Source organism: Streptomyces barkulensis, assembly GCF_002843305.1.
In the GTDB taxonomy this organism is placed as follows: domain Bacteria; phylum Actinomycetota; class Actinomycetes; order Streptomycetales; family Streptomycetaceae; genus Streptomyces; species Streptomyces barkulensis.
The window spans coordinates 1-21,243 of record NZ_PGSG01000025.1; the positions used below are offsets into that span (position 1 = coordinate 1).

The window sequence follows — 21,243 nt, forward strand, 5'->3', positions numbered from 1 at the left end:
CATGGGGGACCGTGTGGGAGAGTAGGACGCCGCCGAACAATTTGTGAGGCCTCGGTCTCCGAGTTTCGACTCGGAGACCGAGGCTTTTTCGCGTTGTGGCCCCGCACTCTGGCTGCCAGGATCCACGCATGGCGAACTACATGGTCAGAGCGGTGCGTGCTGACGATTGGCAGCGGTTGAAGGAGCTTCGACTGAAAGCTCTTGCCGATCCTGTGGCGGCCGTGGCATTCCTGGAGCAGTACGAGGAGGCCGTCGCATACCCGGACAGCGTTTGGCGGCGAAGAGCTGCTGATGGACAGGGACACGGGGACAGGGTGACGCTCGTCGGGGAAGCGGACGACGGACTGTTGTGCGGGAAGCTGACCGTCCTGGTCGAGGGGGACCGGACGCAACTGGTCGGGGTCTACATGAGGCCCGAGCACCGGGGCACGGGGCTGGCGGCACAGATCTTCGAAGCGGCTGTCGAGTGGTCATGGGCGTGCTCGGCGGTCGAGAGGGTGCGGCTGTACGTGCATGAGGACAACCACCGCGCGGAGGCCTTCTACCGCCGCCGGGGCTTCCGGCGTACCGGGAGGATCGACACCGACCCCCGGGCCTCGGCGTTCACCGCCCATGAGATGGAGCTGCTCAGGCCTCGTCGCTGAGGGTTCAGAGGCGGCCGGCGGCCTTGAGCGCGAGGTAGGTGTCGGCCAGGGCCGGGGCGAGTTCGTCCGGGGCGGCGTCCACGACGGTCACACCGCGACGGCGGAGCCGGGACGCGGTGTGGCGGCGTTCCGCCTGAGTCCGGGCCGCGGCCGCGGCTCCGTAGACGGCGTCGAGTGTGCCGCGCGCGGTGGCCATCTCCTCGATGCGGGGGTCGGTGACCGACGCGACCACGACCGTGTGGCGCTGGGTGAGGAGCGGGAGGGCGGGGAGCAGGCCCTCCTCCACGGGGGAGGCGTCAAGGCCGGTGAACAGGACGACGAGCGAGCGCTGGGGAGCGTTGCGGAGGACGGTCGAGGCCATGCCCCGGGCATCGGACTCGATCAGGGCCGGTTCGAGTGGCGCCATCGTCGTGACCAGGGCGGGCAGCAGATCGTGGGCGGTGCGGCCCCGGAGCGTGGCGCGTACCCGGCGGTCGTAGGCCAGGAGGTCGAAGCGGTCGCCCGCACGGGCCGACAGGGCGGCCAGCAGCAGGGCGGCGTCCATCGCGGCGTCGAGGCGCGGGATGTCACCCACGCGGCCGGCCGAGGTGCGTCCGGTGTCGAGGACGGCCAGGATGCGGCGGTCGCGTTCGGGGCGCCAGGTGCGGACGGCGACGGAGCTCTGGCGGGCGGTGGCACGCCAGTCGATGGACCGGGTGTCGTCGCCCGGGATGTACTCGCGGAGGCTGTCGAACTCGGTGCCCTCGCCGCGGGTGAGGACGCTGGTGCGCCCGTCGAGTTCACGGAGCCGGGAAAGCCGTGCGGGGAGGTGCTTGCGGCTGGTGAAGGGGGGCAGGGCGCGCACTGTCCAGGGGACGGAGTGACTGCCCTGACGGGCGGCGAGGCCGAGCGGGCCGTACGAGCGTACGGTGACGCGGGCGGCGTGGTGGTCGCCGCGCCGGGTCGGGCGCAGCCGGGTGGTGAGGAGGCGGCGTTCCCCGCCGGGCACGGTCAGCCGGTGCCGGGAGGCGGAGATCTCGGAGCCGGCCGCCCAGGCGCTGGGCGGCCAGGCGTCGCGGATGTGTGCGCGCAGCGGGCGCCCGGCGGGGTTGGTGACGGTGAGCCGGACTTCGGCGGGCTCACCGAGTCGAACTGATGTATCACCGAAACGGGTGAAAAGGAGCTTTCGGACTGGTGCCGCGCGTCCCAGGTCGTACAGGATTGCGAGCAGCAGGGTGAGTTCGACGGCGAGCAGGCCGGTCCAGCTCGGGAGCAGGAAGCCGACGAGAAGCGCGCCGAGGGCGGCGATAAGGGCTGTACGTCCGGTGAGAGCCATCGGTCAGTCCGTGTCGCCTCAGCGGGGCACGGGAACATGGGCGAGCAGCGAGGAGATCACGCTGTCCGCGGTGACGCCCTCCATCTCGGCCTCGGGGCGCAGCTGGATGCGGTGCCGCAGGGTGGGCAGGGCGAGTGCCTTCACATCATCGGGGGTGACGTAGTCGCGTCCGGTGAGCCAGGCCCAGGCTCGGGCGGTGGACAGCAGTGCGGTGGCGCCGCGGGGTGAGGCGCCCAGGGAGAGAGAGGGGGATTCACGGGTGGCACGACAGATATCGACGACATAGCCGGCGACCTCGGGGGAGACGGACGTTTTGGCGACCGCGGCCCGGGCCGCGTCGAGTTCCGCGGGGCCGGCCACACGGCGTACGCCGGCGGCGGTGAGGTCGCGGGGGTCGAAGCCCTCGGCGTGCCTGGAGAGAACCTTGATCTCCTCCTCCCTGGAGGGCAGTGACACCTGGAGCTTGAGCAGGAACCGGTCGAGCTGGGCCTCGGGGAGGGGGTAGGTGCCCTCGTACTCGACGGGGTTCTGGGTGGCGGCCACCAGGAAGGGGTCGGGGAGCTTGCGCGCGGTGCCCTCGACGGTGACCTGCCGCTCCTCCATGGCTTCGAGCAGGGACGCCTGAGTCTTCGGCGGGGTGCGGTTGATCTCGTCGGCGAGAAGCAGGTTGGTGAAGACCGGACCGGGCTGGAAGGAGAACTCGGCCGTGCGGTTGTCGTAGATGAGCGAGCCGGTGACGTCGCTCGGCATCAGGTCGGGGGTGAACTGGACACGCTTGGTGTCGAGTTCGAGTGCGGCGGCCAGGGCTCGGACGAGGAGGGTCTTGGCGACGCCCGGGACGCCCTCCAGCAGTACGTGTCCGCGGCAGAGCAGGGCGACGACGAGTCCGGTGACGGTGGCGTCCTGGCCGACCACGGCCTTGGAGATCTCGCCGCGCAGAGCCTCGAGGGCGGCGCGGGCGCTGTCTGCGGAGGGGGCGGTCACGGGGTGCGGTCCTTGTCTCTCGGAGATGGGGTGATGCGGCGTTCGAGGAGGTCGAGCCGGTCGGCGAGCCGGACGAGGGCTTCGTCGTCGGCGGGAGCCGGGCCGAACAGAAGGCCGTGGATCTGGGTGGCGTCGTCTCCGGTGCGGGCGGCGACGGCCGGGCACAGGGCTTCGGAGCGGTGGGCCTGTGCGGTGGGTACGCCGGCGAGAGGGGCGATCCGGGTGCGGGTGGCCGAACGCAGGGCTTCGGCGGCGCGTTCGCGTGCGTTCGCCCGGCGGTAGAGGCGGGCACGGCCCTCGGTCGCCTCGGACGCCGGGACGGCCACGGGCAGCCGTTCGGGGACGAGCGGACCCAGGCGCCTGGCCCGCCAGAGCGCGGCGAGGACCGCGGCGATCGCGAGCTGGAAGGCGCCCCACCTCCAGCCGGAGGGGATGAGGTCGATGAAGCTCTCGTTGCCGCCGTCGGTGGCGGTGGCGTCGTCCAGGGAGGGGAGGTACCAGACCAGATGGGGACGGGAGCCGAGGAGTTGCAGGGCGAGCGAGGCGTTGCCGTGGTCGTCGAGGCGGTGGTTGTACAACAGGTCCGGGGCACCGAGCACCACGGTGTCGCCGTCGCCGGTTTCCGAGGGGAGCCGCAGCAGGGTGGGCAGCTCGCCGCTGGGGTAGCAGGCCTCGACCGAGGCGGCGGAGGCGGTGTAGGTGATGCCGCCGAGTTCGGCCGCGCCCGCGCGCCGGGCGTACGGGGCCTCGCAGCCGGGGCGGAGCACCTCGACGGAGGTGGGCTCCACGGCGCGTACGTCCGGGGCCAGGGTGCCCAGCGAGGCGGGGCCAGGGGCCAGCAGGACGGTGCGGCCTCCGCTGTCGGAGGCGGCGGCGCGCAGCGCGGACTGCTGACGTGCGCTGAGCAGGTCCGGGTTGGCCACCAGCAGTGTGGTGTCGGGCCCCAGCGCCTCGGTGGCCTCGGCGATGCCGGTGGCGACGGTGGTGTCCACGCCGCGGTCGGCGAGGAGTTCCGCGGTGGCGCGGCTGCCGTAGCGGTCGGCGGAGCGGGGGTCGAGCAGTCCGTGCTGTTCGCCGGAGCGGAGAGCGGCGATGACCAGACCGGCCAGCGCCAGGACGGCCACCGCCAGCAGCAGACCGCGGGCGCGCCCCCACAACTGGCGTGCGGTGGGCGATACCGAGGTGGCCGCGCCGGCGGAAGGTGCGGACGGTGCGGACGGTGCGGTCGTCATACGGCGCCTCCACCGGGGACCGCCGGTGCGGGACGGTCGCCGGTCAGGCGGGGCCTGCTGTGCCGGACGGCTTCCTCGAGGTCCCGCAGCCTCAGGTACGCGGCCTGGTCGGCCGGGCGTTCGGCGTATGTGACCTCGTCGAAGGCGAGGGCGGCGGCGTACAGGGCCGTGGTGTGGTCCGGGAGGACCCGGGCGGCTTCGGCCGCGGCCTCGTCGGCGGTGCGGCCGGGGCGGGGGTCGAGCAGGGCGCGTTCCTCCAGGGAGCGGACGAGGGCGCGCATCCTCTCCTGGAGGGCCTCGCTCCAGCGGGCGGCGGAGGCGTACCGCTCGGCCTCGGCGCGGTGCTCGTCGGCGCTGCGCGGGCGGTCGTCGAAGAGTTCACCGCGCCCGGTGGACCCGGGTGCGCGGCGCAGTGCGCCCATGCGCAGTCGCAGGCCGACCAGGAGGAGCACGACGAGCAGGGCGACGACCATGAGGCCGACCCAGCCTCCGGGGGTGGCCCCCGCGGCGGCGTCGAGGAGGTCGCCGATCCGCTCCCACACCCAGTCGAGAAGGCGTCGCAGCAGGCTCGGGTCGTTCTCGTGGTACATGGGCTTGGACAACTCGTCCTCGGCGGCCTCGCGCGCCGGGGTGCGCGGGATCGTCACCGGCACCCCGGCGTCCGGCCCGTCCGAGCTGCCGGAGCGCATGGCGAACGAGGTCTCCGGCAGCACCGTGCGCACGCCCGCGGACCGCGTCACCACATCAGTTCCCCGGGGTGGTGCCGTCGGTGCGCCGCTCGTGGCCGGGGAGCCCCGCGGCGCGGGCGAGTTCGAGGTCGAGGGCCTCGCGGCGGATGCGCTGGTCCATGTAGAGGAGGGCGGTGACGCCCGCGCTGAGCGGGAGGGTGACGGTGGAGGCGAGGACCGCTCCGATGCCGATGACGATCAGGTAGGTCCAGGTGATGTCCGCGATGCCGCCGGTCATGAAGCTCTCGATGCCGTCGCCGCCCAGTACGGGGGCCAGGAAGGAGGCGGGAAGCTGGATGATCATCCCGATCATGGAGACCAGCACGACGGTGAGGAGCTGGATGCCGAAGATGCGCCACCAGGAGTTCCGCACGAGTTTGGCGGAGCGCCGGAGGGAGGCGAGGACGCCCTGCCGCTCCAGCATGAGGGCGGGCGCGGAGAGGCAGTAGCGGACCCAGAGCCAGACGGCGGCCACGGTGCCCGCGATACCGCCGAGGAGGCCGATGCCTATGCCGGCCAGCTCCGAACCCGCCGCGCCGAGGAGGATGCCGGGCAGGAAGCCCAGGGTAACCGCAGCGGTCACGATCAGCCCCACCAGCAGCGTCAGTCCGAGCAGGCGGGCGAGCTGCGGCCGGGAGTCGCGCCAGGCCTCCCCGATGGACACCGGGCGGCCCAGAACGGCGCGGCTGACCACCACGGTGAGCATCGCGGTGGCGATGACCGTGCCGATCAGGGAGGCCAGCAGTTCGACGCCCAGGGTGCTGAACGTACCGCTGAAGGCGTCCAGCAGCTCGTCCCTGGTCGGTTCGGCCTTGGTCTCCAGTGCCTGGAGGCCGCTGTTGTCCCGCATCCAGACGCCGGTGGCCACGGTGGAGGCGAGCTGGATCATGATCGCGACCGCGAGCGATATGGCCAGGACCGTCCGCCAGTGGGCCCGTGCGGTGGAGACCGCCCCGTCCAGGATCTCGCCCACGCCCAGGGGACGGAGCGGGATGACGCCGGGTTTGGCCGCGGGCGGCTGGTTCCAGTTTCCCCAGCCGGGTCCGCCCGGCGGCGGGGGAGGAGGAGCGCCCCAGTCCTGCGGGGCGGCGGGTGGCTGCTGCGGCGACCAGTTCGCCGGCGGCTGCCGCGGCGGGGTCCTGTCCGTGGGCACCTTGTCGGCGGGCTGCCCGGAAGTACCACTGCCGGATGCGCCCCCACCGGACGCGGGGGGAGGATCGGAGGGGGAGGATCCGGGCGAGGCCCAGCCCGGAGAGTCACTCACAGCGGTTCACCTCGTGTTCTCGCGGCCTGTTCGTGGGGATGTATCGGCTGGCTGGCAGCCATCGTGCCATGGGCCGCCGCGGAACGGCGCGGGCCCCGTGGCTCCCGGCTGCCTTCGACTGATGGCCGGGAGAAGGGGCAGACTGTCCGAATGGTTGACCAGACTGAGGAACGATCCACGGCTTCGGCGCCCGATGACGTACCGGTTCCCGTTCCCTCGCTGCGCTGGGAGGAACCCCCCGAGGGGCCGGTGGTGGTGCTGCTCGACCAGACCCGGCTTCCCGCCGAGGAGGTCGAACTCGTCTGCACCGATGTGCCCGCCCTGGTGGAGGCGATCCGCTCGCTCGCGGTGCGCGGGGCTCCGCTGCTGGGGCTGGCGGGCGCGTACGGCGTCGCGCTGGCGGCCGCCCGCGGGTACGACGTGACCGATGCGGCCGAGCAGCTCAGACACGCGCGTCCGACCGCGGTCAACCTCGGGTACGGGGTGAGCCGGGCCGAGCGGGCCTTCCGGGTGGCCGCCGACGGCGGCGCGGGATACGAGCGGGCGGCCGCCGCGGCGCTGGCCGAGGCCCGCGCGCTGCACCGCGAGGACGCCGCGGCGAGCGAGCGGATGGCCGCGCACGGCCTGGCGCTGCTGGGCGAGCTGCTGCCGGGCGGCGGCTACCGCGTCCTCACCCACTGCAACACCGGGGCGCTGGTGTCCGGCGGGGGAGGCACCGCGTTCGGGGTGGTGCGGGCCGCGCACCGTGCCGGCGAGCTGCGCAGGCTGTGGGTGGACGAGACCCGGCCGCTGCTCCAGGGGGCGCGGCTGACGGCGTACGAGGCGGCCCGGGAGGGCATGGCCTACACGGTGCTGACGGACAACGCGGCCGGTTCGCTGTTCGCGGCGGGCGAGGTGGACGCGGTGCTGATCGGCGCGGACCGGATCGCGGCCGACGGCTCGGTGGCGAACAAGATCGGCAGCTATCCGCTGGCGGTGCTGGCCCGCTACCACCATGTGCCGTTCGTGGTGGTGGCGCCCATGACCACGGTGGACCTGGAGACGGCCGACGGGGGTTCGATCGAGGTGGAGCAGCGTCCCGGCCACGAGGTGACGGAGTTCGCGCCGCCGACGGTGCCGGGGGCCGGGGCGGAGCCGGGCAGCGGCATCCCGGTGGCTCCGCTGGGTGCGCAGGCGTACAACCCGGCCTTCGACGTCACTCCGGCGGAACTGGTGACGGCGATCGTCACCGAGCGGGGAGTGGTCTCACCGGTCACGGGGGGCGCGCTGGCCGAACTGTGCTCGCCCTCACCGTCACCCCGGGAAAAGTCACGATCGGGTAATGGGATGATGGACGCATGAAGGGACGCGTCCTGGTCGTCGACGACGACACCGCACTGGCAGAGATGCTCGGCATCGTGCTGCGCGGCGAAGGCTTCGAACCGTCGTTCGTGTCGGACGGAGACAAGGCCCTCGCCGCCTTCCGCGAGACCAAGCCCGACCTCGTGCTGCTCGACCTGATGCTGCCGGGCCGGGACGGCATCGAGGTGTGCCGGCTGATCCGCGCCGAGTCCGGGGTGCCGATCGTCATGCTCACAGCCAAGAGCGACACCGTCGACGTGGTGGTGGGCCTGGAATCGGGAGCCGACGACTACATCGTCAAGCCGTTCAAGCCCAAGGAGCTGGTGGCCCGCATCCGGGCGCGGCTGCGGCGGTCGGAGGAGCCCGCGCCCGAGCAGCTCGCCATCGGCGATCTGGTCATCGACGTGGCGGGGCACTCGGTGAAGCGCGACGGGCAGTCCATCGCGCTGACCCCCCTGGAGTTCGACCTGCTGGTGGCCCTCGCCCGCAAGCCGTGGCAGGTCTTCACCCGCGAGGTGCTTCTGGAACAGGTGTGGGGCTACCGTCACGCGGCGGACACCCGGCTGGTCAACGTCCATGTGCAGCGGCTGCGCTCCAAGGTCGAGAAGGACCCGGAGCGGCCCGAGATCGTGGTGACCGTACGCGGCGTGGGGTACAAGGCCGGACCAAGCTGACATGTGGCGTGGCGGTCGATTCCTCCCGGACGGGCTGCTGTCCGAAGGGGCGACGGGCAGCCGGGCGCACCCCCTGTTCCGGATGTTCGTCCGCTGGGTGAGGCGCCCGCTGCTGGCCGTGGCACGGTTGTGGCGGCGCAACATCCAGCTACGGGTGGTGACCGCCACGCTGCTGATGTCCCTCGCGGTCGTCCTGCTGCTGGGCCTGGTCGTCATCGGCCAGGTCAGCAACGGACTCCTGGACGCCAAGCAGCAGGCCGCGCGGAGCCAGGCCGCCGGCGGCTTCGCGGTGGCCGAGCAGTTGGCCGACGACGCGGCCGACGAAGCGGCCTCGGGGGGCGCCGGCAATGTCCGCGGCGGGCGCCAGGACACCGGCACCTGGCTGAACGACCTGGTGACGCAGCTCGCCAGCGGTGGCCAGGGTGTCTACTACCTGGTGGCGCTCAGCTCCGAGGAGGGACCGGACACCTTCGGCACGGACGAGGGGTCGGGCAGCCACGGACCCCGCGCGTCCTTCGACCTCAAGCCCGAGGAGAGCGTGTCGCCGCAGCTGCGCGAGGCGCTGGACGAGAGCCCCGACACCTACGAGCAGTACGGCACGATCGTGCTGGAGGGCGGCCGGACCGAGGCCGCGCTGGTCATAGGCAAGCGGCTGAACGACCCCAACGGCGATCCGTACCAGCTGTACTACCTCTTCCCGTTCCAGCAGGAGGAGAAGTCCCTCAGCCTGGTCAAGGGCACCCTTGCCACCGCCGGGGTCTTCGTGGTGGTGCTGCTGGGCGCCATCGCCTGGCTCGTCGTGCGCCAGGTGGTCACCCCCGTCCGGATGGCCGCCAGGATCTCCGAGCGGCTCGCCGCCGGACGTCTGCAGGAGCGGATGAAGGTCAGCGGCGAGGACGACATCGCCCGGCTGGGCGAGGCGTTCAACAAGATGGCGAAGAACCTCCAGACGAAGATCCAGCAGCTGGAGGAGCTGTCCCGGATGCAGCGTCGCTTCGTCTCGGACGTCTCCCACGAGCTGCGCACCCCGCTCACCACGGTGCGGATGGCCGCCGACGTCATCCACGAGGCGCGCGACGAGTTCGACCCGGTGACGGCCCGCTCGGCCGAGTTGCTGCTGGGGCAGCTGGACCGCTTCGAGTCGCTGCTGGCGGATCTGCTGGAGATCAGCCGCTTCGACGCCAAGGCGGCCGCGCTGGAGGCCGATCCGGTGGACGTGCGCGATGTGGTCAGGCGCGTTCTGGAGGGTGCGGAGCCGCTGGCCGAGCGCAAGGGCAGCCGATTTCTGGTCCACGGCGACGAGCGGCCGGTCGTGGCGGAGGCGGACGCCCGGCGCATCGAGCGCGTGCTGCGCAACCTCGTGGTCAACGCGGTCGAGCACGGCGAGGGCCGGGACATCGTGGTCCGGCTCGCCTCGGGCGACGGCGCGGTGGCCGTGGCGGTGCGCGACTACGGGGTGGGTCTCAAGCCGGGCGAGGCCAACCGGGTATTCAACCGCTTCTGGCGTGCGGACCCGGCCCGTGCCCGCACCACCGGCGGCACCGGCCTGGGCCTGTCCATCGCGGTCGAGGACGCCAGGCTGCACGGTGGCTGGCTGCAGGCCTGGGGCGAGCCGGGCGGCGGTTCGCAGTTCCGGCTGACCATTCCGCGGACCGCGGGCGAGCCGCTGCGCGGCTCGCCCATCCCCCTGGAGCCGGCCGACTCCCGCCGCCGGAGGGAGGCGGCCCGGGCCCCGTCCGGCGGGGCACACGCCTCCGTGCCGCACCCGGCCCCGTCCCGGGGGGCCGGGCGGGAGCCGCACCGGTCGCCCGGCGGCGCGGCGGCGGCGCCGGGGAAGTCCGGGGACGCCGGGAGCGGTCCGGGCGGTCCGGGCGGTCCGGCCGGTCCGGCCGGCGGAGAGTCGGAGGCGCGGAGCCGGACATCGACGGAACCGGAGGAGGAGCAGGGTGGACATGGCGACCGGCAAGGCGACTGAGCGTCCGAGCGAGGGCTTCCGCCCTCCCCGCTCCTTCCGTACGCGCCGCGGGTCCGCGGCGGTGCTCGGTGCTCTCGTCCTGCTGCTCGCCGGGTGCGCGTCGATGCCCTCCGAAGGGGAGGTCCGCAAAGTGGACCCCCTCTCCCGGGCCGACACCGACTCCCAGGCACGGGTGTTCGGAGTGAGCCCGCGCAAGGGCGCGGAGCCCTGGCAGATCGTGCGCGGCTTCCTGGAGGCCACCACGAGCGACGAGCCGGAGTTCGCCACCGCTCGCGAGTACCTCACCGGCAGGGCCGCGCACGGCTGGGACCCCTTCGCCCGTACGACGGTGCTCGACGCCGCTCCCACCGTGTTCGCCTCCGGTCCTCCCCCCGCCGGTGAGGAGGGCGGCACCACCCTGGAGGTGACCGGTCCCACCGTCGCGCTGGTGGACAGCGAGCACGCCCACCAGCCCAGCGACGGGACGTACCGGGAGACGTTCCACCTCGTCCGGGTCGGCGGGGAGTGGCGCATCGACCGGCTGCCGGACGGGCTGGTGGTGGCCGAGGCCGACTTCGAGCGCAACTACGAGTCGGTCAACACCTACCACTACGCCGACCTGGGCCCGGACACCGGTGCGGTGACGCGGGGCGACGACGTCCTGGTCGCCGATCCGGTCTACGTCCGGGAGCGCATAGACCCGCTGACCGAGGCGGTGGAGGCGTTGCTGGACGGCCCGACCGGCTGGCTGGCCCCGGTGGTCGGCTCGGCCTTCCCCGAGGGCACGCGGCTCGCCCACGGCGCGAGGGTCTCCCCGAACGACTCCGGCACGCTGACCGTTCCGCTGGTCGTGCGCGACGGGAAGGGGCGTGAGCGACCGCTCAGGGTGGGCAGCGCCCAGTGCGACCGGATGGCCGCCCAGGTGCTGCACACCGTGGACGGCCAGGTGTCGGCCAGGACCTCCCGCATCCGGCTGACCAGGGGGGAGAGCGGCACGGAGCTGTGCTCCCTGACCGCGGACGAGGCCGAGGCGTACGCGCCGGGCCGGCTGGGCGGCGACGGCGGCGGCCAGTACTTCGTCGACGACCGCGACCGGCTGGCCGTGGTGCTGGGCGACGGCGACCGGACCGCGCCCGTCGGAGGCCCGTTCGGCACGGGGCGGACCCGGATGGGCGCGGTCTCGGTGAGCCGGGACGAGAAGCGCGGTGCGGGGGTGTCGCTGGACGGCCGGTCGCTGTTCGTCGCCCCGCTCACCGCCGACACCGGACTCGGCGACCCCGTCGTGGTCAGCGGCGCACAGCGGGAGAAGGACGGGCTGACGGCTCCGAGCTGGGACGGGCTCGGTGATCTGTGGGTGGCCGACCGCGATCCGGACAGGCCCCGGCTGCTGTGGCTGCGCGGGGGCCAGGAGGAGGCGAGAGAGGTCGAGGTGGCCGGTCTCGGCCGCGGCCGGATCGAGGCGCTGAGGGTCTCCTCGGACGGTGTGCGCATGGCACTGCTGGTCAGCGAGGGAGACCGGACGACCCTCCGGCTCGGACGCATCGAGCGGGAGGAGTCCGAGGACGGGGATCCCCGGGCGACCGTGGAGGGTCTGCGGCCCATCGCGCCGCGGATGGAGGAGGTGCTGGACGCCTCCTGGGCGGGTGACAGCAGGCTGGTGGTCGTCGGCCGGGAGTCCAAGGGGGTACAGCAGTTGCGCTACACGGCGACGGACGGCTCCTCGGCCGGTCCCTCGACGCTGCCCGGGCTCAACGGGGTGACCGGTGTGGCGGCCTCGGAGAACGGGGACAGGCCGCTGCTGGCCGACACCGGGGAGGGCATCGCCCGGCTTGATCGCGCCGAGTGGGAACTGGTCACGGACGAGGGGTCGATGCCCGTCTACCCGGGGTAGCCATCCCGGTATGTTCGGTATGCGGGAATGGTGGCGGGAGCTGGCGGATCTGGTGCTGCCGGCCGACTGTGCCGGGTGCGGCCTGCCGCGCACCGGCCTGTGCGCGGGGTGTCAGGAACTGCTGCGCGGTTCCCGGCCGCGGCGGGTGCGGCCGGACCCGCCGCCGGACGGCCTGCCGCCGGTCCACGCGTGCCTGGCCTACGCCGACGAGGTGCGGGCGGTGCTGCTCGCGCACAAGGAGCGCGGCGCCCTGCGGCTGGCCGCTCCGCTGGGGGCGGTGCTGGCCGGTGCGGTGCGGGCGGCGGCCGAGGAGGTGGCGCCGGGGGGAGCGGCGCCGGGGGGAGCGGCACGGGGGAGGACGGGACCGCTGCTGCTGGTGCCGGTGCCCTCGGCACGGCGCTCGGTGGCGGCCCGCGGCCACGACCCGGTACGGAGGATGGCGCTGGCGGCGGCCGGTGAGCTCAGACGCGCCGGGCGGCCGGCGCGGGTCCTGCCCGTACTGCGGCAGCGGCGCACCGTGGCGGACCAGGCGGGGCTGGACGCCCGGCAGCGCCTGGCCAACCTGGCGGGCGCACTGGACACGGCAGCCGGTGCGGGACGGCTGCTGGAGCAGGGCCCGGTGGTCGTGGTGGACGACCTGGTGACCACGGGCGCCTCGCTGGCGGAGGCGGCGCGGGCGCTGAGCCGGGCGGGCGGCGCGGTGGCCGGTGCGGCGGTGGTGGCGGCGGCGCGGCCCGACGCCCCATAGCACCGCCTCTGCCGCGGTGCGCCCCGCCCGCCGCTCCCGCCGCTCCCGCCGGTCCCCCACCGGTCCCGCACCGGTCCCGCACCGGTGTGCGGGCGCTCACCCGGCAGGCGGTTCGCGGGGGCGTACCCCGGCCGGGAATGGGCAGTGTGGTCCGTACGGGTGGAACCGCCGGCGGGAGGGCCCTCCCGCCCCTCCGTGGTTCCCGCCGTGAGGGCGAAGCCGCCCACGATCGGAGGTACGTGCCGACAGGGGGTGCCGAGTTTCCCCCGGCGGAGGTAGGTTCGGTTGTGAGGAATGGCGGGAGTCGTTCCGTACGGCGGGACATGTGCGCTCCATGGCGTTCGCCCGGCTTTGCTGGCCGTTCCCCCGGAAACGGGAGGATGGTGATCTCCCCGACCGGGGAGGAGGAGGTGAAAGTCGCAACCCGACGTAGGGCCGAACGGTGACGGGCGGGAGCCCGTACCTTTCGGACTCAGTGCACAAAGGGCGTGCTTCGCCGCTCAGGCCGCGGAGACGCCCGGGAACGGAGTTCTGCGTGGACATCGTCGTCAAGGGCCGTAAGACAGAGGTGCCGGAGCGGTTCCGCAAGCACGTGGTCGACAAGCTCAAGCTGGACAAGATCCAGAAGATCGACGCCAAGGCGATCCGCCTCGACGTCGAGGTGTCCAAGGAGCCCAACCCGCGTCAGGCCGACCGCTCCGACCGGGTCGAGATCACACTGCGCTCCCGCGGTCCGGTGATCCGCGCCGAAGCGGCGGCGGCCGACCCCTACGTGGCGCTGGATCTGGCCACGGAGAAGCTGGAGTCGCGGCTGCGCAGGCAGCACGAGAAGCGGGTCTCCGCGCGGAAGGGGAACGGCCACCACCGGATCCCGGCGCGCGACGTGGCCGTTACCGTGCCGAACGCGGCGACCATCGGCGAGGACGGCCGGCTCGGACCGCAGCGCACGGCGGTCGGGGAACCGCCCGCCACCACCAGGGTGGGACCGCTGGAGGTTCAGGGGGAGGGCCCCCTGGTCGTCCGGGAGAAGACCCACGCGGCGGCCCCGATGTCGTTGGACCAGGCCCTGTACGAGATGGAGCTGGTCGGGCATGACTTCTACCTGTTCATCGACTCCGAGACCAAGCTGCCGAGCGTCGTCTACCGGCGGCACGGTTACGACTACGGCGTCATCCATCTGGAACCCGATCCTTTCGTGGAGGAGGCACCGCAGGGCGCCGGAGGCGCTCTGGGTGGCTGATAACAGTCGCTGACACCGCGCACCGGACCCGCCCCCGGCCGAACGAGGAATTCGGCCGGGGGCGGGGGCATGGAATCATGGCCACGTCCAACCGGCGCCCTGCATCGGCCGGTTGGCGCTGCGTAGCCTGGCTGCAGGGGGAGGAACGATGGCGGACAGCTTCGGGCCGGTGGTGCCCGGTGCGCGGGAGGGCGGCCGCGGCGCCGTCCCCGCGGCCACGGGGGCGGCGGACCTGCGCGAGGAGCCCATCCGAGTCCTGGTCGTCGACGACCACGCCCTCTTCAGACGCGGGCTGGAGATCGTCCTCGCACAGGAGGAGGACATCGAGGTCGTCGGCGAGGCGGGGGACGGGGCCGAGGCCGTGGACAAGGCCGCCGACCTGCTTCCCGACATCGTGCTGATGGATGTGCGGATGCCCCGGCGCGGCGGTATCGAGGCATGCACCTCGATCAAGGAGGTGGCCCCCAGCGCGAAGATCATCATGCTGACGATCAGCGACGAGGAGGCCGACCTCTACGACGCGATCAAGGCGGGGGCCACCGGCTACCTGCTCAAGGAGATCTCCACCGACGAGGTCTCCACCGCGATCCGCGCGGTCGCCGACGGGCAGTCGCAGATCAGCCCGTCGATGGCGGCCAAACTGCTCACCGAGTTCAAGTCGATGATTCAGCGCACCGACGAGAAGCGGCTGGTGCCCGCGCCGCGCCTGACCGACCGGGAGCTGGAGGTGCTCAAGCTCGTGGCCACCGGCATGAACAACCGGGACATCGCCAAGGAACTCTTCATCAGCGAGAACACCGTGAAGAACCACGTCCGCAACATCCTGGAGAAGCTCCAGCTCCACTCCCGGATGGAGGCCGTGGTCTACGCGATGCGGGAGAAGATCCTGGAGATCAGGTGAGACGGCGCGCCAAAGGCGCCGGGCGCGTCAGTCGAGGGCCGCGGTGAGGGCCGCGGCCAGCGCCGGGTCGTCGCAGCGCTCGACGCGGACCGCGTCGCAGCCCACCCACTCCGCCGCCTCCCGCAGCGCCCGCGCCATCGGCACCACCGCCCCGCGCCCCGCCATCGACACCTGCCGCGCCACCAGCGTCCTCCCCTCGCGGGCCGGATCGACCCGGCCCAGCAGCCGTCCCCCCGACAGCAGCGGCATCGCGAAGTAGCCGTGTATCCGCCGAGCCCTGGGTACGTACGCCTCCAGCCGGTGGGTGAAACCGAAGATCCTCTCGGTGCGCCTGCGGTCCCAGATCAGCGAGTCGAACGGCGACAGCAGCGTGGTGCGGTGCCGCCCCCGGCCTCCGGACGACTCGGCCTCCAGCGCCGCCGGGTCCGCCCAGGCGGGCCTGCCCCAGCCCGCCACCTCCACCGGTACCAGGCCCGTACCGGCGAGGACCGCGTCGACCTGCTCGCCCTTCAGCCGGTGGTAGTCGGCCAGATCGGCGCGGGTGGCCACACCCATCGCCCGCCCGGCCTGGGCGACCAGCCGGCGCAGGCACTCGTGGTCGGCCGGGTCGTCGTGGAACAGCTCGCCGGGGACGGCGCGCTCGGCCAGGTCGTACACCCTCTTCCAGCCGCGCCGTTCGGCGCAGACCACTTCGCCGGTGTCCAGCAGCCACTCCACCGCGATCTTCGTCTCGGACCAGTCGTACCACTCGCCGCCGTTCTTCGCGCCGCCCAGCTCGGTGGCCGTCAGCGGGCCGTCGGCCTTCAGCCGGTCACGTACGGCGGCGCAGGAACGCTCGGAGTCCTCCATGCGGTGCCAGCGGTGCCCCCTGGCCCGGAACGCCCGGCGCCGGAACGCGAAGTACGGCCACTCCTCGACCGGCAGGACGCAGGCGGCGTGCGACCAGTACTCGAAGGCGCGCCCTCCCGTCCAGTACGCCGCCTCCACCGTGCCGCGGCCGACCGCGCCCAGCCGTGCGTACGGCACCAGCTCGTGGGAGCGGGCCAGCACCGAGATGGTGTCCAGCTGCACGGCTCCCAGGCGGCGCAGCACCCCTTCCACCCCGGCCCGGCGGTCCGGGGCTCCCAGCAGTCCCTGTGCGCGCAGCGCGATCCGGCGGGCCTCGTCGGCGGAGAGTGAGAGTGAGACGGAGGTCATGCGCCCGACGATAGGGCCTGCCACCGACAGCGGGCCCGGAAACGGCCGGTGCCCGCCGCCGGAGCACGCCGGCGGCGGGCGCGGTTCCTACGGCGCGGGCAGGTAGGGCACGGCCGCCGTCAGCCCCCGGTCCGAGGGCAGCAGCGACGCCACCCAGGCGTCCCGCCGGGTCCCGCGGAAGGTGATCCGCGCCCGCAGGGTGCCCTCCACCACGAAGCCCAGCCGCTCCGCCACGGCCCGCGATCCGGTGTTCCCGGCCTCGGCGAACCACTCCAGCCGTTCCACGCCCAGCTCGCGGAAGGCCCAGTCGGCCACCGCCCGCGCGGCCTCCACGGTGTACCCGCGGCCCCGCCACTCCTTGGCCGTCCAGTAGCCCAGCTCCGCCAGGCGCCCCTCCGGGCCGGGCGGTGTGATGCGCACCAGCCCCGTCGAGCCCACCAGCTCCCCGTCACGGGTGAAGACGCCGAAGTTGTACGCGGTGTCCTCGCGCCAGCCCGCCGGGCCGATGTTGAGCACGAACTCCTGCGCGTGCCGCCGCTCGTACGGCTCGGGGAGGGTGGTCCAGCGCAGGATGTCCGGGTCCTGGCAGGCGGCGTGGACGGCGGGAACGTCCTGCGGCTGGAAGGGACGCAGCAGGAGGCGCTCGGTGCCGAGGGTGACGGGTCGCATGGAGATGATTGTGCCGGTCATCCAATCGGGCGGAACCGGCACCTTCCGAGTCTCCGGCACGTTGGGGGGTACAGGGGCCGGTGCCCCTCGCATACGATGGCCGGTGCGGCTGGGCCCGACGCAAGGAAGAGGCCCGCCGTGCCAGAGCACCCAGACCGTGCCCGGCCCGACCGGCAAGGAGCCAGCCTACGTGTCCGTCTTCGGCAAGATCATGCGTGCAGGTGAAGGCAAGATCCTGCGCAAACTGCACCGCATCGCGGACCAGGTGTCGTCGATCGAAGAGGATTTCGTCAACCTCACCGACGCCGAGCTGCGGGCGCTCACGGACGAGTACAGGGAGCGCCTCGCCGACGGAGAGTCCCTGGACGACCTGCTGCCCGAGGCCTTCGCGACGGTCCGCGAGGCGGCCAAGCGCGTACTCGGCCAACGCCACTACGACGTGCAGATCATGGGGGGCGCCGCCCTGCACATGGGCTATGTCGCCGAGATGAAGACCGGTGAGGGCAAGACGCTGGTGGGCACCCTGCCCGCTTACCTCAACGGCCTGTCGGGCAAGGGCGTCCACCTCATCACGGTCAACGACTACCTGGCCCAGCGCGACTCCGAGCTGATGGGCCGGGTCCACAAGTTCCTGGGGCTGACGGTCGGATGCATCGTCGCCAACATGACCCCGGCGCAGCGCCGCGAGCAGTACGCCTGCGACATCACCTACGGCACCAACAACGAGTTCGGCTTCGACTACCTGCGCGACAACATGGCGTGGTCGAAGGACGAGCTGGTGCAGCGCGGCCACAACTTCGCGATCGTCGACGAGGTCGACTCGATCCTCGTCGACGAGGCCCGCACCCCGCTGATCATCTCGGGCCCGGCGGACCAGGCCACCAAGTGGTACGGCGACTTCGCCAAGCTGGTGAGGCGCCTGGAGCGCGGTGAGCCCGCCAACCCGCTCAAGCAGCAGCCGGAGACGGGCGACTACGAGGTCGACGAGAAGAAGCGCACGGTCGCCATCCACGAGTCCGGTGTGGCCAAGGTCGAGGACTGGCTGGGGATCGACAACCTCTACGAGTCGGTCAACACCCCGCTGGTGGGCTACCTCAACAACGCGATCAAGGCCAAGGAGCTCTACAAGAAGGACAAGGACTACGTCGTCCTCGACGGCGAGGTCATGATCGTGGACGAGCACACCGGCCGCATCCTGGCCGGACGCCGCTACAACGAGGGCATGCACCAGGCGATCGAGGCGAAGGAGGGGGTGGAGATCAAGGACGAGAACCAGACGCTCGCCACGATCACCCTCCAGAACTTCTTCCGCCTCTACGACAAGCTCTCGGGCATGACCGGCACGGCCATGACCGAGGCCGCCGAGTTCCACCAGATCTACGAGCTCGGCGTGGTGCCGATCCCGACCCACCGGCCGATGATCCGCATGGACCAGTCGGACCTGATCTACCGCACCGAGGTAGCCAAGTTCGACGCGGTGGTCGAGGACATCGTCGAGCGGCACGAGAAGGGCCAGCCGGTCCTGGTGGGCACCACCTCGGTCGAGAAGTCCGAGTACCTGTCGCAGCAGCTGAAGAAGCGCGGTGTGCCGCACGAGGTGCTCAACGCCAAGAACCACGAGCGCGAGGCCGTGATCGTGGCCCAGGCGGGCCGCAAGGGCGCCGTCACGGTCGCCACCAACATGGCCGGCCGCGGTACCGACATCAAGCTCGGCGGCAACCCGGACGACCTGGCCGAGACCGAGCTGCGCGCCAAGGGCCTGGACCCGGTGGAGAACGCCGAGGAGTGGGCGGCGGCCCTGCCCGGGGCCATGGAGCGTGCCGAGCAGGCAGTCGCGGCGGAGCACGAGGAGGTCGTCGACCTCGGCGGCCTGTACGTGCTGGGCACCGAGCGGCACGAGTCGCGCCGCATCGACAACCAGCTGCGCGGCCGGTCCGGCCGCCAGGGCGACCCGGGCGAGTCCCGCTTCTACCTCTCGCTCGGCGACGACCTGATGCGGCTGTTCAAGGCGCAGATGGTCGAGCGTGTGATGTCCATGGCCAATGTGCCCGACGACGTCCCGATCGAGAACAAGATGGTCACCCGCGCCATCGCCTCGGCGCAGTCGCAGGTCGAGCAGCAGAACTTCGAGATCCGCAAGAACGTCCTGAAGTACGACGAGGTCCTCAACCGGCAGCGCGAGGTCATCTACGGCGAGCGCCGCCGCGTCCTGGAGGGCGAGGACCTGCACGAGCAGATCATCCACTTCATGGACGACACCATCGACGCCTACGTCCAGGCCGAGACGGTCGAGGGCTTCGCCGAGGAGTGGGACCTGGACCGGCTGTGGGGCGCCTTCAAGCAGCTCTACCCGGTGACGGTCACCGTCGAGGACCTGGAGGAGGCCGCCGGGGGCCGCGACGGCATCACGGCGGACTTCATCGCCGACGCCATCAAGGACGACATCCACGAGCGGTACGAGGAGCGCGAGAAGCAGCTCGGCTCGGAGATCATGCGCGAGCTGGAGCGCCGCGTGGTCCTCTCCGTCCTCGACCGCAAGTGGCGCGAGCACCTGTACGAGATGGACTACCTCCAGGAGGGCATCGGCCTGCGCGCCATGGCGCAGCGCGACCCGCTGGTGGAGTACCAGCGCGAGGGCTACGACATGTTCGTCGCGATGATGGACGGCATCAAGGAGGAGTCCGTCGGCTACCTGTTCAACCTGGAGGTCCAGGTCGAGCAGCAGGTCGAGGAGGTGCCGGTCGAGGAGGCCGGGCCCGCCCCCTCCCTGGAGAAGGCCCCCCAGGAGGAGGCCGTCGCGGCGGGCGGGCGCCCGGCGATCCGGGCCAAGGGCCTGGATGCCCCGCAGCGTCCGGACCGGCTGCACTTCTCCGCGCCGACCGTGGACGGCGAGGGCGGTGTCGTCGAGGGCGACTTCGCCAGCGGTGAGGACGGCGGCCCGGTCCGCTCGCCCGCGGACGGCATGACCCGCGCCGAGCGCCGCAGGGCCCAGAAGGAGAAGGGCCGCCGCCGCAAGAAGTGACCCGGCGACCGCCGCCGCACGCCGGGCGGAGGTCCGCTTCGAGGCCGGTCCGGGGCCGGGCGTCCGAGCAGGACGCCCGGCCCCGCGGCGTTTTCCGTGCCGCGCGGGCCCCCGCGTTCCGCGCGGTGCGGTCACGGTTCCCTCCCGCCGCTCAGGGCGGTCCCGCCGGTCAGGAAACGGTGTCGAGTTCGACGGCGGAGCACAGCCAGCGCCGGTCGCGGGAGCGCTCCAGGCGGAAGGCCACGGCGCGCAGCCGGTCGCCGGCGGCGATCCGGGCGAACGCCTCGACCGCTCCGGGGCAGGGCTGCGACCAGCCGACCTCCCGGACCACTGGAGCCGGTCCGCCCGCCTGCGCCGACCGCAGCGGGGTCAGCGGGGCGAGCCGGACCAGTTGTTCGTACGCCTCGTCACGGGTGTGGCCGAGCAGCAGGTGGACCGGCCGCAGACCGCTGAGGACGAGTACCAGCCGGTGTGCGAACCAGTAGGGCGGCAGCCGGTCGCGTTCGCGCTGCCGGGCGGCGAGCAGGGCCGAGCGGGCCGGCCGCCGGGAGTCCCGGCGGCCGGGAGGGGCGGTACGGCTGGTGGGCGGCATGGTCTCTCCCCGTGTTCTGGTGCGGTGTCCCGCACATCGATCCACTTACTGGGCGGTAACTTCCATCCCGGTTTCTACTGGGCCGCCCGCGGTGCGGCAACGACCGTCGGCCGGTGGCGGCGGACTGTGTGCGTTTCACCTGTCCGGTGGAGGAACCGCCGGGGCTTGACGGCGGGGGCCGCTGACCTGCGTCGTCGCCCGGTGCGGGCGAGCGGGGCCGAGCGGGACCGGGGGCGTTCGGCGCGCGGGAGCCGCCGTATGCTGTCGGAACACCCGGAGCGGCCTTACACGAAAGTGGTGGCGATGCGCGTCTATGTCCCCCTCACCCTGCCCGGCCTGGCGGCCGCGCACCGGGCGGGCGAGCTCGGCCCCGGCCCGCTGACCGCCTACGCGGTCACCCCCGGGCTGCGCGAGTGGTACGTCTCGGACGACATCGAGGAACTGGAGTACGCCGCGCTCGGCCGCGCCGCGCAGGCCTCGCTGCGGCTCCTGGCCGTCGCCCCGGACGCCCCGCGCCGCCGGGTCGTGGTCGCCGTCGACGTGCCCGACCGCGAGGCCGTGGCCGACCCGGACCGCGGTCTGGACCCGGCCGCGCTGGGCGAGGTGCGCATCGAGCGGACCGTGCCGCTGGACCGGGCCGCCGCCGTGCATGTCGACGGGGACGAGGCGGAGGCGGACGTCGCCGCGGCGGCACAGGCGCTGGGCGCGGCCGACCAGGGCGACGACGACGCCCGCTTCACGGTGGACGGGGCGGACGACCACGAGCTGCTGTGGTACGCCACCCAGGAGATCGGCGACATCGTGGACGAGCCGGCCTGAGCCCGCTCCCGGCCGGCACCCCGGCCCG

At 72.8% G+C, this 21,243-nt stretch carries 18 protein-coding genes; 10 read left to right on the plus strand and 8 right to left on the minus strand.

Going from position 1 to position 21,243, the window contains the following annotated elements; translation table 11 throughout:
- Positions 1 to 128: 128 nt before the first annotated feature.
- Positions 129 to 644 carry a GNAT family N-acetyltransferase gene (locus CUT83_RS04605; protein ID WP_240957694.1) on the plus strand — a complete coding sequence of 172 codons (516 nt, stop codon included), beginning with the start codon at positions 129 to 131 and terminating at the stop codon, positions 642 to 644.
- Between the two features lie 4 nt (positions 645 to 648).
- On the opposite strand, the gene CUT83_RS04610 is transcribed toward CUT83_RS04605, so the two are convergent.
- Genes CUT83_RS04610 through CUT83_RS04630 form a run of 5 tightly spaced genes read right to left on the minus strand, consistent with a single transcriptional unit; the run spans position 649 to position 6,056 of the window.
- Positions 649 to 1,959, minus strand: coding sequence for a DUF58 domain-containing protein (locus tag CUT83_RS04610; RefSeq protein WP_101254589.1), 1,311 nt, complete (start codon positions 1,957 to 1,959; stop codon positions 649 to 651).
- Between the two features lie 18 nt (positions 1,960 to 1,977).
- Positions 1,978 to 2,970: an AAA family ATPase gene (locus CUT83_RS04615; RefSeq protein ID WP_101254729.1), complete on the minus strand. Its 993-nt coding sequence runs from the start codon at positions 2,968 to 2,970 to the stop codon at positions 1,978 to 1,980.
- Positions 2,940 to 4,175 (minus strand): DUF4350 domain-containing protein, encoded by a 1,236-nt coding sequence (locus tag CUT83_RS04620; protein WP_101254590.1) that lies wholly within the window; start codon positions 4,173 to 4,175, stop codon positions 2,940 to 2,942. Before CUT83_RS04620 ends, CUT83_RS04615 begins: the two co-directional genes overlap by 31 nt.
- On the minus strand, positions 4,172 to 4,864 hold the full coding sequence (locus tag CUT83_RS04625) for a DUF4129 domain-containing protein (protein ID WP_101254730.1): 693 nt from the start codon (positions 4,862 to 4,864) through the stop codon (positions 4,172 to 4,174). The genes CUT83_RS04620 and CUT83_RS04625 overlap by 4 nt, the downstream gene beginning before the upstream one ends.
- A 55-nt stretch (positions 4,865 to 4,919) precedes the next feature.
- The gene (locus CUT83_RS04630) at positions 4,920 to 6,056 is read right to left on the minus strand and encodes a DUF7847 domain-containing protein (protein ID WP_338104134.1); all 1,137 of its coding nucleotides are present in this window, start codon (positions 6,054 to 6,056) and stop codon (positions 4,920 to 4,922) included.
- 261 nt (positions 6,057 to 6,317) lie between these two features.
- Between CUT83_RS04630 and mtnA the strand changes: the two genes are divergently transcribed.
- The 7 genes from mtnA (at position 6,318) to CUT83_RS04665 (ending at position 14,916) form a co-directional block, all read left to right on the plus strand.
- Complete coding sequence (gene mtnA / locus CUT83_RS04635; RefSeq protein WP_101254592.1) at positions 6,318 to 7,508, plus strand: S-methyl-5-thioribose-1-phosphate isomerase; 1,191 nt, start codon at positions 6,318 to 6,320, stop codon at positions 7,506 to 7,508.
- Entirely contained in the window at positions 7,505 to 8,182 is a 678-nt protein-coding gene (gene mtrA / locus CUT83_RS04640) for a two-component system response regulator MtrA (protein WP_014061181.1), read from the plus strand. Before mtnA ends, mtrA begins: the two co-directional genes overlap by 4 nt.
- 1 nt (position 8,183) lies before the next feature.
- A complete protein-coding gene (gene mtrB, locus CUT83_RS04645; protein ID WP_101254593.1) occupies positions 8,184 to 10,157 on the plus strand; it encodes an MtrAB system histidine kinase MtrB in 1,974 nt (657 codons plus the stop codon).
- On the plus strand, positions 10,135 to 12,027 hold the full coding sequence (locus CUT83_RS04650) for an LpqB family beta-propeller domain-containing protein (protein ID WP_101254731.1): 1,893 nt from the start codon (positions 10,135 to 10,137) through the stop codon (positions 12,025 to 12,027). Before mtrB ends, CUT83_RS04650 begins: the two co-directional genes overlap by 23 nt.
- Positions 12,028 to 12,037: 10 nt before the next feature.
- Positions 12,038 to 12,775 carry a ComF family protein gene (locus tag CUT83_RS04655; protein WP_338104133.1) on the plus strand — a complete coding sequence of 246 codons (738 nt, stop codon included), beginning with the start codon at positions 12,038 to 12,040 and terminating at the stop codon, positions 12,773 to 12,775.
- Between the two features lie 535 nt (positions 12,776 to 13,310).
- Positions 13,311 to 14,015, plus strand: a complete 705-nt coding sequence (gene hpf, locus CUT83_RS04660; RefSeq protein ID WP_101254594.1) for a ribosome hibernation-promoting factor, HPF/YfiA family — start codon at positions 13,311 to 13,313, stop codon at positions 14,013 to 14,015.
- A 148-nt stretch (positions 14,016 to 14,163) separates the two neighbouring features.
- The gene (locus CUT83_RS04665) at positions 14,164 to 14,916 is read left to right on the plus strand and encodes a response regulator (protein ID WP_101254595.1); all 753 of its coding nucleotides are present in this window, start codon (positions 14,164 to 14,166) and stop codon (positions 14,914 to 14,916) included.
- A gap of 27 nt (positions 14,917 to 14,943) precedes the next feature.
- On the opposite strand, the gene CUT83_RS04670 is transcribed toward CUT83_RS04665, so the two are convergent.
- Both CUT83_RS04670 and CUT83_RS04675 read right to left on the minus strand, forming a co-directional pair.
- Complete coding sequence (locus tag CUT83_RS04670) at positions 14,944 to 16,113, minus strand: winged helix-turn-helix domain-containing protein (protein ID WP_101254596.1); 1,170 nt, start codon at positions 16,111 to 16,113, stop codon at positions 14,944 to 14,946.
- 87 nt (positions 16,114 to 16,200) lie between these two features.
- Positions 16,201 to 16,782: a GNAT family N-acetyltransferase gene (locus CUT83_RS04675; protein WP_101254733.1), complete on the minus strand. Its 582-nt coding sequence runs from the start codon at positions 16,780 to 16,782 to the stop codon at positions 16,201 to 16,203.
- A gap of 190 nt (positions 16,783 to 16,972) precedes the next feature.
- Here CUT83_RS04675 and secA point away from each other — a divergent pair, with 190 nt between their 5' ends.
- Complete coding sequence (secA, locus tag CUT83_RS04680; RefSeq protein WP_101254734.1) at positions 16,973 to 19,804, plus strand: preprotein translocase subunit SecA; 2,832 nt, start codon at positions 16,973 to 16,975, stop codon at positions 19,802 to 19,804.
- A gap of 169 nt (positions 19,805 to 19,973) precedes the next feature.
- Here the strand turns inward: secA and CUT83_RS04685 are convergent, their stop codons facing one another.
- A complete protein-coding gene (locus CUT83_RS04685; protein WP_093849786.1) occupies positions 19,974 to 20,396 on the minus strand; it encodes an Rv3235 family protein in 423 nt (140 codons plus the stop codon).
- Positions 20,397 to 20,699: 303 nt separating this feature from the next.
- Between CUT83_RS04685 and CUT83_RS04690 the strand changes: the two genes are divergently transcribed.
- A complete protein-coding gene (locus CUT83_RS04690; protein WP_101254735.1) occupies positions 20,700 to 21,215 on the plus strand; it encodes a DUF6912 family protein in 516 nt (171 codons plus the stop codon).
- The last annotated feature ends 28 nt before the right edge of the window (positions 21,216 to 21,243 follow it).

What these genes read in the sequence shown, in the direction of transcription:
- CUT83_RS04605 (WP_240957694.1), top strand. Translation starts at nt 129, where the DNA reads ATGGCGAACTACATGGTCAGAGCGGTGCGTGCTGACGATTGGCAGCGG.
- CUT83_RS04610 (WP_101254589.1), bottom strand. Translation starts at nt 1,959, where the DNA reads ATGGCTCTCACCGGACGTACAGCCCTTATCGCCGCCCTCGGCGCGCTT.
- CUT83_RS04620 (WP_101254590.1), bottom strand. Translation starts at nt 4,175, where the DNA reads ATGACGACCGCACCGTCCGCACCGTCCGCACCTTCCGCCGGCGCGGCC.
- CUT83_RS04625 (WP_101254730.1), bottom strand. Translation starts at nt 4,864, where the DNA reads ATGCGCTCCGGCAGCTCGGACGGGCCGGACGCCGGGGTGCCGGTGACG.
- mtnA (WP_101254592.1), top strand. Translation starts at nt 6,318, where the DNA reads ATGGTTGACCAGACTGAGGAACGATCCACGGCTTCGGCGCCCGATGAC.
- mtrA (WP_014061181.1), top strand. Translation starts at nt 7,505, where the DNA reads ATGAAGGGACGCGTCCTGGTCGTCGACGACGACACCGCACTGGCAGAG.
- mtrB (WP_101254593.1), top strand. Translation starts at nt 8,184, where the DNA reads ATGTGGCGTGGCGGTCGATTCCTCCCGGACGGGCTGCTGTCCGAAGGG.
- CUT83_RS04650 (WP_101254731.1), top strand. Translation starts at nt 10,135, where the DNA reads ATGGCGACCGGCAAGGCGACTGAGCGTCCGAGCGAGGGCTTCCGCCCT.
- CUT83_RS04655 (WP_338104133.1), top strand. Translation starts at nt 12,038, where the DNA reads ATGTTCGGTATGCGGGAATGGTGGCGGGAGCTGGCGGATCTGGTGCTG.
- CUT83_RS04665 (WP_101254595.1), top strand. Translation starts at nt 14,164, where the DNA reads ATGGCGGACAGCTTCGGGCCGGTGGTGCCCGGTGCGCGGGAGGGCGGC.
- CUT83_RS04670 (WP_101254596.1), bottom strand. Translation starts at nt 16,113, where the DNA reads ATGACCTCCGTCTCACTCTCACTCTCCGCCGACGAGGCCCGCCGGATC.
- CUT83_RS04675 (WP_101254733.1), bottom strand. Translation starts at nt 16,782, where the DNA reads ATGCGACCCGTCACCCTCGGCACCGAGCGCCTCCTGCTGCGTCCCTTC.
- CUT83_RS04685 (WP_093849786.1), bottom strand. Translation starts at nt 20,396, where the DNA reads ATGCCGCCCACCAGCCGTACCGCCCCTCCCGGCCGCCGGGACTCCCGG.
- CUT83_RS04690 (WP_101254735.1), top strand. Translation starts at nt 20,700, where the DNA reads ATGCGCGTCTATGTCCCCCTCACCCTGCCCGGCCTGGCGGCCGCGCAC.